Here is a 13710-nt window from a genome sequence, read left to right as displayed (position 1 = left end):
TCCCAGGTGGAGCGGCGCGCATTTTTCATGGGCGGTAGCCCGCCTGCACGGACTTAATTGCTGCTGGCCTTCCAGGTGCCGTCCGGTTGCTTGCAGAACCAGAACTGCCAGGTTTCAGTGGTGGTGGTGCGGGCGAATTCACCGACCAGGAAGCGGCAGACGCGGTCGTTGCTGAGCTTGCTGGTTTGCTTGGGCGTGAGCTGGACCGTGATGGGCGCTTGCCGCTTGGGCTGGTGAGAGCTGGTCCATTCGGTGCGCTGGCCATCCGCGGAGTTGTTCAGCGATTGCGCCACGGCGTCGTGGAACGACTCGCGGTCCGCCTTGGGAATCTGCGTGATGATGGGTTGGTTGAGCATGACGAGCGGCGCGGCGACGACTGCGGACGCCATGCCGCTGGACAGAAACAACGCAGCGAGAACGCGGGTGTATCTCAAGATGTGCTCCCTGGCCTGGATAGCCGATGTTGCGGTACGAGGGTTCGAAGCGTAAATCTGAGCCGATAGTACGCCAAAAAAGGCCGCCCAACCGGGGCGGCCAAGGTACAACAAGGGGAGGGTAAATCTTGAGGGGCGGCTTAGTTGCCGTGGTAGACGCCGGCGAACGGCATGTCGTTGGGTTCGACGTTCGACACCTGGCCGGCAGCCTTGGCGGCGGCCAGTTCGGCCTGCACCTGGGCGCGCGTCGGGCCTTCGTACGGGGTGCCGTAGACGCCCTGGAAGGGCACGTTGTTGGGTTCGATATTGGGCGAAGCGTAGGCGCCGGTGCTCAGCGCGGCCAGCGAGAACATCAAAGCGGTAGCAAGGGTCTTCATGGTAAACCTCCGATTTCTAGAGCCTGGGAGCGAATCCGGCGGCCCATCCGTCGTGGTTCGTTGCTGTTTCCCGATGACCGAAATATTGCGCCGATTCGGCATAGGGATAAACCCGGATATCGGTAAATGATATTTCCATAAATGGAAAGATGGGTTTCGATTTATTGAAAAGTCCCCATTTATGGAAGGCTTCTCGACCAGGGATCTTCGGGACTACGCATGGTAAAGATCCAACTCACGCGAGAAAAAGCGACGCTGCTGATCACCCTGTATGCCAAGGCGCAGGAGAGCCGGTTACCCAATTCCGTGTTGCGCGACGAGGCCGCCGCGGCCGCGGTTAGGCGCATCGATTACGACTTTTCGCGATTGCGCATGCGCCGCGACGAGATGATCGGACTGGCCTTGCGGGCGCACACGCTGGATGGCTGGGTGCGCGAGTTCATCGCCGCGCACGGGGACGCCACCGTGCTGCACCTGGGGTGCGGCCTGGATACCCGGGTGCAGCGGATCGACCCGCCACCGGGCGTCGACTGGTTCGAGGTCGACTATCCCGAGGTGATCGAGCTGCGCCGCAACCTGTATCCGGCTCGCCCCAACTGCACGCTGGTGGGCACGCCGGTCACCAGCCTGGACTGGCTGGCGCGGATACCCGCAGGCAAGCCTACGCTGGTGGTGGCCGAAGGACTATTTCTCTATCTGCCCGAGCCCGCGCTGCTGGCCCTGCTGCGCGCGGTCACCGCGCAATTTCCGTCGGGCGAAGTTCTTTTTGACGCCTACAACCGCCTGGGGTTGGCCTGGGTGGCGCACAACCGCATGATCCGCTCGACCGGCGCTGTCACGCGCTGGAGCCTGGCCGATCCGCAGGATCTTTCAGCAGAGGTGCCGGCCTTGCAGCTGCGCACGGAACGGGGCGGTTACGAGACCGACGACCGTCGGCAGCGGGCACGATATTCGCTGGCTGCGCAGATCGCGCTATGGGTGATGCGCCGGGTTCCGCCCTTGGGTAGTATGACCAGGCTGCTGCGCTATCACTATTAGTGGGCGGCGCCTGGCGGCGCTTTTCAATAGTGCGGCGGCAGTTCGTCGCGCAGGCTGCGGAAGGGGGCCGCGCCCTCGGGCGTTTGCTGGCGCAGGTCGGCGACCTCGCGCATGAGCCGGTCGATCTGCTGTTGCTGACGGACGATGATCTGGTTCAACTGTTCCAGAAGGTCGTCCGCGAAGCTGGCCTTGACTTCCAGGTCCAGCAGCCGGCGTTCGATGTCTTGCGATTTATCCATGGCGGGTATTAGAACCGATTCCCGCGCATAGCTACAGGAGAAGGGTTTGGCGCAGCGGCGATGGCGGGACGGCGGCACATGGCGGCTGACGGTGCAAGCTTTCCTGGCCCTCTCGCCGGGGGCGGCGGCCCTGGCGCAGGAACCGACCATGGCCCCGGTCGTCGTCACCGGCACACGGCTGGACACGGCGGTGCTGGACACGCCCGCCTCGGTGGACGTGGTGCAGGGCGCCGCGATGCGCTGGCAGCGGCCCGGGATCAATCTGTCGGAAGGGCTGGGCGGCGTGCCCGGCCTGCAGATCCAGAATCGCCAGAACTACGCGCAGGACCTGCAGATATCCAGCCGCGGTTTTGGCGCGCGGTCCACCTTCGGGGTGCGCGGCGTGCGCCTTTACGTGGACGGCATTCCGGCGACGATGCCGGACGGACAAGGACAGACTTCGAACATCGACATCGGCTCGATCGCGCGCGTGGAAGTGCTGCGCGGCCCGTTCTCCGCGCTGTACGGCAATTCGTCGGGAGGCGTGATCCAGGTGTTCACCGAGGACGGCGCACTGCCACCTTCGCTTGCCGCCAGCGGCTGGGGCGGCAGCTACGGCACGTGGCGCTACGGCGTCATGGCGAACGGCGTCACCGGCACCGGCGCCGGCGACCTCGACTATGTGCTGAACCTGTCGCGCTTCACCACCGACGGCTATCGGGATCACAGCGCCGCGCGCAAGAACCTCGGCAATGCGAAGCTGGGTCTGCAACTGGACGACGACAGCCGCCTGACCGTGGTGGTGAACAGTGTCGACCTGACGGCGCAGGATCCGCTGGGCCTGACCTGGCAGCAATTCCAGGACGATCCGCGCAGCGCGCCCGTGGCCGAGCAGTACAACACGCGCAAGACCGTGCGGCAGACGCAGGGCGGGGTGGTCTATGACCATCAGGTGGATGGCCGCAATGCCTTGCGGCTGATGGTCTATTACGGCCAGCGCGACACGACCCAATACCAGTCGATTCCGCCCGCGGCGCAGGTCGCGCCCACCCAGGCGGGCGGCGTCATCGACCTGAAGCGCCAGTACGGCGGCGCGGACCTGCGCTGGACGTCCGAGCTCGACATGGCGGGCCGGCCGCTGACCGTCGTGGCCGGCTTTGCGTACGATTCGATGCGCGAAGACCGCAAGGGCTACCAGAACTTCATCGGCGCGGGCGCAAGCCAGCGGCTGGGCGTGCAGGGCGCCCTGCGCCGCGACGAAACCAACACCGTGTACAACGCCGATCCCTACGCGCAGACGTCGTGGAACTTTGCCGAACGCTGGACGCTCGATACCGGATTGCGCTGGAGCACGGTCCGTTTCGATTCCGACGATCACTACCTCGCGCCGGGGAACGTCGACGACAGCGGCGGCGCGCGATACCGCAAGGCCTTGCCCGTGGCGGCGCTGCGCTACGCCGCGACCGAAAACGTCAGCGTGTATGGCTCGTACGGCCGCGGGTTCGAGACGCCCACGTTGAACGAAATATCGTATCGGCCCGACGGCCAGCCCGGCCTGAATTTCGGATTGATGCCGGCCGTGAGCACCAATCTGGAAGCCGGCGTCAAGGCGAACATGGCTGGCGGACTGCTGACGGCGGCCGTGTTTCACACCCGCACCGACGACGAGATCGTTTCGGCGGGCAGCTTCGGAGGACGCACCAGCTATCAGAACGCCGGCCGAACCCGCCGCGACGGCGTGGAGCTGGGTTGGTCAGGAGAATTCGCCAGGCATTGGCGCACGCAGCTCGCCTATACCTGGCTGAACGCGCGCTACGCGGACGACGGCACGGGCGGCATCCGCGCAGGCAACAAGATCCCGGGCATTGCTCGCCAGGCGGCCTACGCGTCACTGGCCTGGGCGCCGCCCGAGGGCTGGCAGGCGTCGATAGAAGGGCGCTACCTGAGCAAGATCTATGTCAACGACGCCAACGACGCGGAAGCGCCCGGCTACTTCGTGGCCGCGGCAAGCGTCGGGTACGTCCGGACCGTGGGGGCGTGGGAATTGAACGCCTATGCGCGCGTCGACAATCTGTTCGACCGTCGCTACGCCGGCTCGGTGATCGTCAACGAGGCCAACGGACGATATTACGAGCCCGCAGCGGGCCGGAATGCGGGCGTGGGCCTGGGCGCGACTTACCGGTTCTGAACCGCCGGCTACGCAGCTGCCGGGTAGCAGAAACCTTCGTCTTCGCAACCGCCGCAACCGGGCGCGGCCGCCGGCGCCAGCCCGGCGTGTTCCCGGGCCGAGTAAGCCAGGAATTTCTTCCAGCGCAGGTTGTTCACGTTGCGGCAGACCAGCCCGGGATAGTGCCGCGCCAGCAGCGCGGTGACGTCTTCGCGGCCGGACAGGCCGAGGTCGCGCCACAGGTGGTCCGGCCGCAGGCAGGCGTGGGCCAGGATGCTGCTGACCCACGGCGTGGTGTCAGGCTCCGGCGCGCGGTAAGCGTCCAACAGCACGCGCATCAACAGCGTGAAGCCGGGCTGCGGATCGCCCAGTCCTGCTTCGACGTAGTCGGGCAACTGGTCGCGCAGCGGGCCGAGCGCGGTGTCGTGGCCGTTGAGGGCGCCGGGAAACAGGTGATGGATCAGTTCCAGAAGCTCGGAGGGCGAGAGGCCGCTGCGCGCCAGATCATCGTGCGCGAGGCTGGTGCCGATGACGGCCGCGAAAAATCCCGCGTCGGGGTGCACAGGGGGCGCGTGGCGCAGCAAGGCTTGCGCAAACCGCTCGGCCCTATCCGCGGCGTCGGCCGGGGCGGGGAATGGGGGCGGCATGGCGGAGGTCGGCACGGCGTCCATGGAATCCAACGGCGATGATGTGTTAATTAATCTGTTAACTAAACGGTGTAAAGGCGAATATATAACGAAAGCCCGGTTCGCTTTTGCCATGCGTCAAGAAACCGCGTTGGGACTTACCCCGAGAGGCCTGCGCCGGGGCGGGTATCATCGGCCTCCTCTCAACCTGCCGATCCGTCCCCGCATGCCTCGCCATTTCCGTCCCGCCGTGTCCCGCCTGTTCGGCGCCGTTGCGCTGGCGCTTGTCGGCATGGCCGCGGCGCCCACAGCCGCCGTCGCCTACGACATCGGCGCCGTCATCGACTCCATCCGTCTGTCGCGCTATCCGTTGCGCGAGCCCGAGCGACGCGCCTGGGGCACCGAAAACGTCAAGGATGCCGTGCTAGTCGGTCAGATGGAAAACCGGTTGTACCTGTATCGGTACGTCAGGGACGGCAAGGCGTTCGAGCTGGATTTCCGGTCGCAACCGCTGGTGATCGACCCGGCACAGTGGAAGGCATCGCAAGAAGAGCGGGTGCAGGTCAGGTCGCCGCGCGATGATCAGGCGTTTTACTGGGTGAGCTACGAGTACAACGGCGCCGACGACGGCCAGGCCCGCGGCTTTCTGGTGGACAGCAAGGGCGAGGCCGCCAGGGTGATCGTGAATGCCCGGATGGCGGTCATCACGAGTGGCCGGCCATGGGACGAGGCGCGCCAGGCGCAGGCGATCGCCGTGCTGCGGCCGGCGCTGAAGGACTATGCGCGCCAATTGCCGTCGTTTCCGGCCGAAGTGCGCTTCGAACATCAGGCGGCTCCGGATGTGACGGCCACCTTCCGCACCTTGCACCAGGTGGCGCGCGCCATTCCGCGCGCCAGGACCGCCGAGTTCAGCCGTGCCCTGGCCGATCTGCGCCGCTTCGTCATGGAGCAGGACTACCGCGAGATCGACCCGGACGGCAAGGACGCGGAAATGCTGACCGCGCTGAATGACTACGGCTTCTGGCTTGCCGAATCGGGCGACACGGCGCAGGCGGACCGCATCCTGAGCGACGTGCTGCGCCGCGACCCTTCCCGCACGGCGGCCTATCTGAATCGCGGCGACGCCCGCTGGAAGCAGCGCGACAAAGCGCGTGACCAGCGCGCCTACTACGAGGCGCTGGCGCGAGAGGACTACCGGCTGTATTGCAGCCGCCGGATTGCCGCCAACGAACCCATACCCGGCAACATCGCTGCCCGCATCGGCGCGGCGCTGGATGCGAAGTCACTGGACGCGGCCGTCTGCCGGCCCAGGCTGGCGATCTTCAAGGCGATCCAGGCGGATGATCTGGATGCCGTGCGCGCCGAGCTTGCCGCTGGGCAAGACCCCGACGGCGTCAACGAAAACGGGCTGCCGGCGCTGGCGGCCGCCGTGTCGCGCAAGCAAACCGGAATCGTGAAACTTCTGCTGGATGCGGGCGCAAAGGCCGACAGCCCGGACAATAAATACTCGCTGTTGGCCAGGGCCCTGCCGGACGGCAAGGACACGCGCCCGGCGGATCAGCGTTATGCCCTGGCCGACATGCTGGTGGCCGCGGGCGCGCCGGTCGATGCGGTCGATTCCAACGGCACGCCGCTGCTCATGCGGCGCATCTCCTACTACGGCGAGGACAAGGACAGCCTGGTCTATCTGCTGGAAAAGGGCGCCAACCCGAATGGCCGCGAAAAGAACGGGCGCACGCTGCTGCACGCCGCGATGCAAAGCCCGAAGAAGTTCTGGTTTGCCGAGAAGCTGCTTGAAAAGGGCGCCGACGTCAATGCCGCGTACATCCGCATGTACTACGGCAACAGTCCCATGTGGGAAACGCCGCTGCTCGAAGCGTTGCGCGAATTCCCGAGCGGCGACCTGACGCCTTCCGCGACATACGCGGTGCCCGAGCGCGTCACGTTCGCATTGGCCCATGGCGCCGATCCGGCGGTGGGTGGGTACGGCGCCGGCAAAGAGGTGGTTGAACGCAATGGGTTGAATGAAGCGCTGTCGCTGGCGGTCCGCTACCTGCAGCCTACCCTGGTGGACCAGCTGGTCCAGGCCGCCCGCAAGCCGCAGGCGCCCCTGACGCCGGAGCCGTTGTCCAGCCTGCTCGTCGTCTGGAACCGGGTAGAGCAACGTGCGGCGGCTGGTGCGGCCAGCGCGACTGCCAATGCAGACGGATCGGAATGGGACGCGCAGCGCGCCAGGCTGCGCGCGACCGCCGAACGCCTGCTGGCTGCGGGGGTGCCGCTGACGCGCGCCGACGACACGACGGGCCAGCAGCGCAACCGCATCGCGCCGCTCAGCCTGCCGTGGCTGCCCGACGATCTGTACGAAGCGTGGCTGAAGGCGGGCGCCGACCCTACGGACCGCAGCGACCCAGATATCCGCATCGAAGGCGTGGCCGCGCCGCAAGTGCTGCCGCTGGTGACGATGCTCAACCTGGGGAAGGAGACGAAGGTCGGCCTGCTCTTGCAGCACGGCGGCGCGCCCCGCACCCCGGCGCGCTGCGGCATGGCCGTGGCCGACATCCTGGCATGGCAGCTTGGCAACGACGGGCCGCTCAGCCCGGCGGGCGGGCGCGCCGTGAAGCACGTGCTGGACGCGGCGGCGGGGGCGGCGGGCTGCGACCTGAACCAGGCATCGAGCGTGCAGCCTTTCGTGGGCGTCACGGCGGCCGAACTGTTGCGGCGCGCGAACGTCAGCCTGGCCGTCGCCGGACCCGCCCGCTAGGCCGGCGCGGGAAAAGTCGGCAATTCCAGGCGCCGGCGTTTCGCCGTCCGTCACCACCAAAAAAAACAGGCGCCCGAGGGCGCCTGTTTGCTTGCCTCAACGGCAGGCCGTCATTACATGGCGTGGCCCATGTTGACGTTCATGTTGTACAGCACCCAGGCCGAACCGCCGACGATGATCGCGATGATCATCACGGTGAAGACAAACGTGGCCAGGTTGTCGCGGGACGACTTCGAGGCGCCCATGTGCAGGAAGTACACCAGCTGCACCAGTAGCTGGAGCACGCACAGCGCAACCACGCCGATGACGGTGGCGGTATGGGACAGCGCGCCGTGCATCACCAGGCCGAACGAGCCGAAGGTGAGCAGCAGCGAGAGCACGAAACCGATGATGTAGGACTTCAGGCTGCCGTGGTCGGCGGCGTGATCGTCGTGGCCGTGTGCGGCCGCAGCGGAGTGCGACATCAGAGGGCTCCCAGAAGGTAGACAAAGGTGAAGACGCAGATCCAGACGATGTCCAGGAAGTGCCAGAACAGGCTCAGGCACGCCAGACGACGCTTGTTGATCGAGTCCAGGCCATGGCGGCGGATCATGTCCAGCAGGACGATGATCCAGATCAGGCCGAACGTGACGTGCAGGCCGTGCGTGCCGATCAGCGTGAAGAACGCCGACAGGTACGCGCTGCGGCCAGGACCGGCGCCGATGCTGATCAGGTGATGGAATTCATAGATTTCCATCGCGATGAAGCCCGCGCCGAACAGGAACGTCACCATGAGCCAGCCCATGGCGCGGCTCTTGTTGTTGGCGTGCACGTTCAGGTTGGCCATGCCGAAGGTGAAGCTGGACACCAGCAGCAGCAGCGTTTCGACCAGGACGAACTTCAGGTCGAACAGTTCCTTGCCCGTCGGGCCGCCCGCGGTGGCGTTGGACAACACCGCGAACGTGGCGAACAGCACCGAAAAGATCAGCAAGTCGCTCATCAGATAGACCCAGAAACCGAAAACGGTCTTGGATCCATCGTCGTGATGCGCGTGATCGTCGTGACCCGCGTGGGGGTGAGTGGCTACGGCTTGAATCATGGCTCAGGCGGCCTTCTGCATTTTGTCAAAGTGAGCGTTTTCGATACGTTCGACTTCCGCGGCCGGGACCCAGTAGTCGACGTCGCGGTCATAGGCGCGAACGATGAACGAACCGATCATGCCGACGAAGCCGACGATCGACAGCCACCAGATGTGCCAGATCAGCGCAAAGCACATGACCAGGCCAAAGGCGCCGATCCAGACGCCGGCGGCGGTGTTCCTCGGCATGTGGATGTCTTCGTACTTGGCCGGGCGCTTGTAGGCCTTGCCGCTCTGCTTGTCTTCCCAGAACTGGTCCAGCTCATCAACGTGAGGAACGTGGGCGAAGTTGTAGAAAGGCGCGGGCGAAGAGATCGACCATTCCAGAGTGCGGGCATCCCAGGGATCGCCGGTGACGTCCTGGTTCTGCTTGCGCTGACGCACGGAGACGAACACTTGCTGCAGCAGGAACCAGATGCCCAGCATGATCAGCGCGGCGCCAGCCAGCGCGACCAGCAGGTAGGGCTGCCATTCGGGGTTGTCGTAGTGGTTCAGGCGACGCGTCATGCCCTTGAAGCCCAGGATGTACAGGGGCATGAAGGCCATGAAGAAACCGACGAACCAGCAGTAGAACGAGTAACGGCCCAGACGCTCGTTCAGCGTGAAGCCGAACGCCTTCGGGAACCAGTAGATCATGCCGGCGATGCAGCCGAACACCACGCCACCGATGATGGTGTTGTGGAAGTGCGCGATCAGGAACAGGCTGTTGTGCAGCACGAACGACACGCCGGGGATGGCCAGCATCACGCCGGTCATGCCGCCGATGACGAACACGATCATGAAGCCCAGCGTCCACAGCACCGGCGTCGTGATGCGCAGGCGGCCGCGGTAGATGGTGAACAGCCAGTTGAAAATCTTGGCCCCGGTCGGGATCGAGATGATCATTGTCGCTATGCCGAAGAAGGCATTGACGTTGGCCCCCGCACCCATGGTGAAGAAGTGGTGCAGCCAGACCAGGAACGACAGCACGCCGATGGCGGCCGTGGCGTAGACCATGGACTTGTAGCCGAACAGGGTCTTGCGGGCGAACGTGGCAACGATTTCCGAGTACACGCCGAATGCCGGGAGCACCAGGATGTAGACCTCGGGGTGGCCCCAGATCCAGATCAGGTTCACGTACATCATGACGTTGCCGCCACCGTCGTTCGTGAAGAAGTGCGTGCCCAGGTAGCGGTCCATCGTCAGCAGCGCCAGGGTCGCGGCCAGCACGGGGAAGGCGGCGACGATCAGGACGTTGGTGACCAGCGAGGTCCAGGTGAAGATCGGCATCTTCATCAGGGTCATGCCAGGTGCGCGCATGCGCAGGATGGTCACGATGAAGTTGATGCCGCTAAGCGTTGTGCCCAGACCGGAGATCTGCAGTGCCCAGAGGTAGTAATCCACCCCCACGCTTGGGCTGTAGTCCAACCCGGACAGCGGCGGATAGGCGAGCCAGCCGGTCGCGGCGAATTCGCCCACGAACAGCGAGATCATCATCAGCGCGACGCCGGCGCCGAACAGCCAGAAGCTCAGCGAGTTCAGGAACGGGTAGGCCACGTCGCGGGCGCCGATCTGCAGCGGCACCACGATGTTCATCAGCCCGGTGATGAAGGGCATCGCCATGAAGAAAATCATGATGACGCCGTGGGCGGTGAAGATCTGGTCGTAGTGGTGCGGGGGCAGGAAGCCTGCCGAGTCGGCTGACGCAACGGCCAGCTGGGTACGCATCATGATGGCGTCGGCAAAGCCGCGCAGCAGCATGATCAGCGCGACGATGATGTACATCACGCCGATGCGCTTGTGGTCGACGGAGGTGATCCATTCCGTCCACAGGTACTTCCACTTCTTGAAGTAGGTGATGGCGCCGAAGACCGCTAGGCCTCCCAGGCACACGGCGGCCAGCGTAACCATGACGATAGGTTCATGGTACGGAATGGCCTCGAGGGTGAGTTTCCCGAGCATTGTTAGTTGATTCCTGCGATCAGATTATTCGACGTGGAAGTGCACGTGGCGGAGTCCACGCCGGCCATCTTGGTCATCGTGCTGCCCAGAATGAAGTCAAACATGGCGGGCGGCGCCGACGAATACTTCACAACCGGATTGCGCTCGCTGCGCTTGGTCAGTTCCGCGTAGACCTCGGGGGTCAGGGCGTTGGACGAAGCCTTGGCTTCCTTGATCCAGTTGTCGAACCCTTCCTGCGACATCGCGTGGGCCTTGAAGCGCATGCCCGAGAAGCCGCCGCCGCTGTAGTTCGCCGAAATGCCGGCATAGGTGCCGATTTCGCGCGCGTTCAGGTGCAGCTTGGTCTCCATGCCGGCCATCGAATAGATCTGGCTGCCCAGCTGGGGAATGAAGAACGAGTTCATGACCGAGGCCGACGTGATTCGGAAGTTGACCGGAACGTCCACGGGGAACGCGATCTCGTTGACCGTGGCGATGTCGTATTCGGGGTAGATGAAGAGCCACTTCCAATCCAGCGAAACCACCTCGATGGTCACCGGTTTGTGTTCGGACACGAGCGGCTTGTAGGGATCCAGCGCGTGCGTGGAGCGCCAGGTGATCACGGCAAGAATCGCCACGATGATACAAGGGACGGTCCAGACCACGATTTCGATTCCCGTGGAGTGGGCCCATTTGGGCTGGTAGTCAGCTTTGGTATTGGATGCGCGGTATTTCCAGGCAAAAGCCACGATCATGACGAGGACTGGAATAACGACGATGAGCATGAGCCCGGTCGCCGTCAGCAGCAACGTCTTTTCCTGGATGCCGATGTCTCCCTTGGGGGAGAGGATTTCCATGTTGCAGCCGCCAAGCAGCATGACCGCGCCGACGCCAAAAATGCGCGTAAGGGTCGCAAGGAGGGGGTGTTTCACGTACAGCCTTGGATGGAAGGTGGAAAATGCTGCAGAGCAGCAGACTGGAATGCTGCCAGGCAGCAACCTCCATCCTATCGGTTTGATTTCGGTCAAGCCTGCGACGAAAGGTCGCATTGCCTGGGAGGAATCTGCCCCAAGGGCGGCAGATTCAGGGTTTTCCTAGGGGAGCAGAAGCCCCTGGGGGAAGGGTGGGGTGCGACGATATGTCGCACCTGCACATCGGGGTGTTGTAAAGATGTGTCGCCCCGCACAAATCAGTCGGTGACGACCTCTCGTTCCGGCCCCGGTTTTTTCGCCAGCTTGCGCTGAAGCGAACGGCGGTGCATGCCCAGGAGGCGCGCCGCCGCGGATACATTGCCGCCGGTCTCGTGCAGAGCCTGGTGGATGTGCTCCCATTCTAGGCGGTGCAATGGGGTCATGGTCGTTTCGATCGTAACTGTTTCTGGCTTCACCAGCCCCAGCGTGCGCAGGATCATGGGCGCCGTGGCCGGCTTGGGCAGGTAGTCGTCCGCGCCGCGTTTGATGGCTTCGACGGCGGTCGCCACGCTTGCGTACCCGGTGACCAGCAGGATCCGCATGTCTTCGCGCAAGGCGCGCAAGGGGCGGATCAGAGTCAGGCCGGAATCCTCGCCCAGGCGCAGGTCCACCAGCGCGAAGGCCGGGCGGATCTCCTCGGCCACGCGCAGCGCCTCGGCGATGCCCGTGGCGGTTCGGGTTTCCAGGCCGCGACGCGACAGACTGCGCTGCAGGGTGCGCACGTAGAGCTCGTCGTCGTCGATCAGCAGGCCAAGATCGTTTGCATTCATCACATTCAGGTCCCGGGGTTGCCGAGGGGCAGGTAAAAGCGGATGCGGGTGCCGCCGCCGTCGGCCGCGGTCATGGTCATTTCACCGCCCATCTGTTCGACGGTGGCGTGCGACAGCGCCAGGCCCACGCCCAGCCCCCCCGGCTTGCCGCTATTGAACAGGCTGATGGCGGGCAGGAGGGTATGGTCGGGGTCGAATCCCTGTCCGTAGTCCCTGACTTCTCCGCGCAGCGCGCCATAACCGTATTCCAGATGCAGGTCCACGCGGGGCGCTTCGGCGGCTTCCCCGGCGTCGGCCGCGTTGTTCAGCAGGGCCTGCAGCAGGTGGGCGATGGCCGGATCCACCCGCAGGCTGGTCGGCAGCGTGCCCGACCGCTGCAGGTCGATGGTCGGCCTGATCAGGCGCCACTGTCCGACGACGCGCACCAGATCGACCGCTGTTGGGACCGCCAGATTGCGGATGCGTTCCCGGCACAGGGCCAGGAGCTGGCTCAGGGTGGCGACGTCGGCCCGCAGGTCTTCGTCGTGGACCTCGGCGGCGATCTCGTCCGTCAGCAGGGTCATGGTGGCGAGCGGGGTGTTCAGCTCGTGGGCCATCGCCGCGGCGTGGGTAGCCAGGGCGACGATGCCCTCGTTGCGGGTGAAGCGTTCGCGCAGGCGGGCCAGTTCACGCTCGCGGGCGCGCATGTCCGCCGCCAGCCGGGTCGAGAAGACCAGCACGACGACCACGGAAATCAGGAAGTTGGCGCCCAGGCCCCAGAGCAGCAGGTTGTGGGTGTCGATGTCGCCACGCAGGGGCTGGCCGAAGATCGCGGCGGCGGCGTAGCCCAGCACGCCCGCCAGGGCGGCGGCAAGCGCCCAGTTCCGGGGCAACGCCAGCGCCGCCAGCGCGGTCAGGATCAGGAACATCGTGCCGAACGGATTGCTGATGCCGCCGCTCCAGCCCACCATCCAGGCCAGCACCGCCATGTCGACGAACAGGTGGCCGAACGCCGTGGCGTGGGACAGGTCGCGCGGATGCCGCAGGCGCAGGCTGGCGTAGACGTTGAAGCCGATCAACAGGCCCACGCCCAGCCACAGCGGTTCCAGCGGCAGGTCCAGGCCCAGCACGCTGCTGGCCAGCAGGATGGTGGCGGCCTGGCCCGCGATGGCGAGCCAGCGCAGGCTGCAGAGGGTACGCAGGAATGAAAAGGCGGAACTACCGGGCATATCCAGATACAGAGGCGCCGGCCAGCCGGCCGGCAGTTACAAGCGCCCGGCTGCGCGGAACGCTGGCATCCTGGGCGCGGCCGCGGAGGCCGGCTGCCGCCAG

Annotated in this window: 12 protein-coding genes and 1 pseudogene; 3 read left to right on the top strand and 10 right to left on the bottom strand. The window is 65.2% G+C overall.

What is annotated here, in order from left to right; all coding sequences use genetic code 11:
• Window positions 1-53 precede the first annotated feature (53 nt).
• Together RT614_RS06820 and RT614_RS06815 are read right to left on the bottom strand one after the other, a co-directional pair.
• On the bottom strand, window positions 54-434 hold the full coding sequence (locus RT614_RS06820) for a hypothetical protein (RefSeq protein WP_313621200.1): 381 nt from the start codon (window positions 432-434) through the stop codon (window positions 54-56).
• 167 nt (window positions 435-601) lie between these two features.
• Window positions 602-811: pseudogene (locus tag RT614_RS06815) on the bottom strand (DUF4148 domain-containing protein); the annotation flags it as partial.
• Window positions 812-1030: 219 nt separating this feature from the next.
• Here RT614_RS06815 and RT614_RS06810 point away from each other — a divergent pair.
• The gene (locus RT614_RS06810) at window positions 1031-1849 is read left to right on the top strand and encodes a class I SAM-dependent methyltransferase (protein ID WP_313621198.1); all 819 of its coding nucleotides are present in this window, start codon (window positions 1031-1033) and stop codon (window positions 1847-1849) included.
• Between the two features lie 23 nt (window positions 1850-1872).
• Here RT614_RS06810 and RT614_RS06805 read toward each other — a convergent pair whose 3' ends face one another.
• On the bottom strand, window positions 1873-2088 hold the full coding sequence (locus RT614_RS06805) for a SlyX family protein (RefSeq protein ID WP_313621196.1): 216 nt from the start codon (window positions 2086-2088) through the stop codon (window positions 1873-1875).
• Between the two features lie 85 nt (window positions 2089-2173).
• On the opposite strand from RT614_RS06805, the gene RT614_RS06800 reads away from it, so the two are divergent.
• Window positions 2174-4255 (top strand): TonB-dependent receptor domain-containing protein, encoded by a 2082-nt coding sequence (locus RT614_RS06800; protein ID WP_409558434.1) that lies wholly within the window; start codon window positions 2174-2176, stop codon window positions 4253-4255.
• A gap of 8 nt (window positions 4256-4263) precedes the next feature.
• Here the strand turns inward: RT614_RS06800 and RT614_RS06795 are convergent, their stop codons facing one another.
• Window positions 4264-4905, bottom strand: a complete 642-nt coding sequence (locus RT614_RS06795; RefSeq protein ID WP_313621193.1) for a nitrogen fixation protein NifQ — start codon at window positions 4903-4905, stop codon at window positions 4264-4266.
• Between the two features lie 181 nt (window positions 4906-5086).
• Between RT614_RS06795 and RT614_RS06790 the strand changes: the two genes are divergently transcribed.
• Window positions 5087-7621, top strand: coding sequence for an ankyrin repeat domain-containing protein (locus RT614_RS06790; protein ID WP_313621191.1), 2535 nt, complete (start codon window positions 5087-5089; stop codon window positions 7619-7621).
• A gap of 113 nt (window positions 7622-7734) precedes the next feature.
• Here the strand turns inward: RT614_RS06790 and cyoD are convergent, their stop codons facing one another.
• The 6 genes from cyoD to RT614_RS06760 all read right to left on the bottom strand — a co-directional run bounded on the left by cyoD (window position 7735) and on the right by RT614_RS06760 (window position 13607).
• Window positions 7735-8085 carry a cytochrome o ubiquinol oxidase subunit IV gene (gene cyoD, locus RT614_RS06785; protein ID WP_313621189.1) on the bottom strand — a complete coding sequence of 117 codons (351 nt, stop codon included), beginning with the start codon at window positions 8083-8085 and terminating at the stop codon, window positions 7735-7737.
• Window positions 8085-8699, bottom strand: coding sequence for a cytochrome o ubiquinol oxidase subunit III (cyoC, locus tag RT614_RS06780; RefSeq protein ID WP_313621188.1), 615 nt, complete (start codon window positions 8697-8699; stop codon window positions 8085-8087). Before cyoC ends, cyoD begins: the two co-directional genes overlap by 1 nt.
• Window positions 8700-8702: 3 nt before the next feature.
• Window positions 8703-10679 carry a cytochrome o ubiquinol oxidase subunit I gene (cyoB, locus tag RT614_RS06775; RefSeq protein WP_313621187.1) on the bottom strand — a complete coding sequence of 659 codons (1977 nt, stop codon included), beginning with the start codon at window positions 10677-10679 and terminating at the stop codon, window positions 8703-8705.
• A gap of 2 nt (window positions 10680-10681) precedes the next feature.
• Window positions 10682-11590, bottom strand: a complete 909-nt coding sequence (cyoA, locus tag RT614_RS06770) for a ubiquinol oxidase subunit II (protein ID WP_313621185.1) — start codon at window positions 11588-11590, stop codon at window positions 10682-10684.
• A gap of 257 nt (window positions 11591-11847) precedes the next feature.
• Complete coding sequence (locus tag RT614_RS06765; protein ID WP_313621183.1) at window positions 11848-12399, bottom strand: response regulator transcription factor; 552 nt, start codon at window positions 12397-12399, stop codon at window positions 11848-11850.
• A gap of 5 nt (window positions 12400-12404) precedes the next feature.
• Window positions 12405-13607, bottom strand: coding sequence for a HAMP domain-containing histidine kinase (locus tag RT614_RS06760; RefSeq protein ID WP_313621181.1), 1203 nt, complete (start codon window positions 13605-13607; stop codon window positions 12405-12407).
• Window positions 13608-13710 lie beyond the last annotated feature (103 nt).

The sequence above is a fragment of the Achromobacter sp. genome, assembly GCF_032102605.1.
GTDB lineage: Bacteria > Pseudomonadota > Gammaproteobacteria > Burkholderiales > Burkholderiaceae_B > Achromobacter.
Note: the sequence above shows the minus strand (reverse complement) of the source record. Positions and strands in the feature narration are given on the sequence as shown.

Excerpts from the sequence above, each read along its gene's own strand:
- RT614_RS06790 (WP_313621191.1), top strand. The coding sequence starts at position 5,087 with ATGCCTCGCCATTTCCGTCCCGCCGTGTCCCGCCTGTTCGGCGCCGTT.
- cyoD (WP_313621189.1), bottom strand. The coding sequence starts at position 8,085 with ATGTCGCACTCCGCTGCGGCCGCACACGGCCACGACGATCACGCCGCC.
- RT614_RS06810 (WP_313621198.1), top strand. The coding sequence starts at position 1,031 with ATGGTAAAGATCCAACTCACGCGAGAAAAAGCGACGCTGCTGATCACC.
- RT614_RS06760 (WP_313621181.1), bottom strand. The coding sequence starts at position 13,607 with ATGCCCGGTAGTTCCGCCTTTTCATTCCTGCGTACCCTCTGCAGCCTG.
- RT614_RS06805 (WP_313621196.1), bottom strand. The coding sequence starts at position 2,088 with ATGGATAAATCGCAAGACATCGAACGCCGGCTGCTGGACCTGGAAGTC.
- RT614_RS06795 (WP_313621193.1), bottom strand. The coding sequence starts at position 4,905 with ATGGACGCCGTGCCGACCTCCGCCATGCCGCCCCCATTCCCCGCCCCG.
- cyoB (WP_313621187.1), bottom strand. The coding sequence starts at position 10,679 with ATGCTCGGGAAACTCACCCTCGAGGCCATTCCGTACCATGAACCTATC.
- RT614_RS06765 (WP_313621183.1), bottom strand. The coding sequence starts at position 12,399 with ATGAATGCAAACGATCTTGGCCTGCTGATCGACGACGACGAGCTCTAC.
- cyoC (WP_313621188.1), bottom strand. The coding sequence starts at position 8,699 with ATGATTCAAGCCGTAGCCACTCACCCCCACGCGGGTCACGACGATCAC.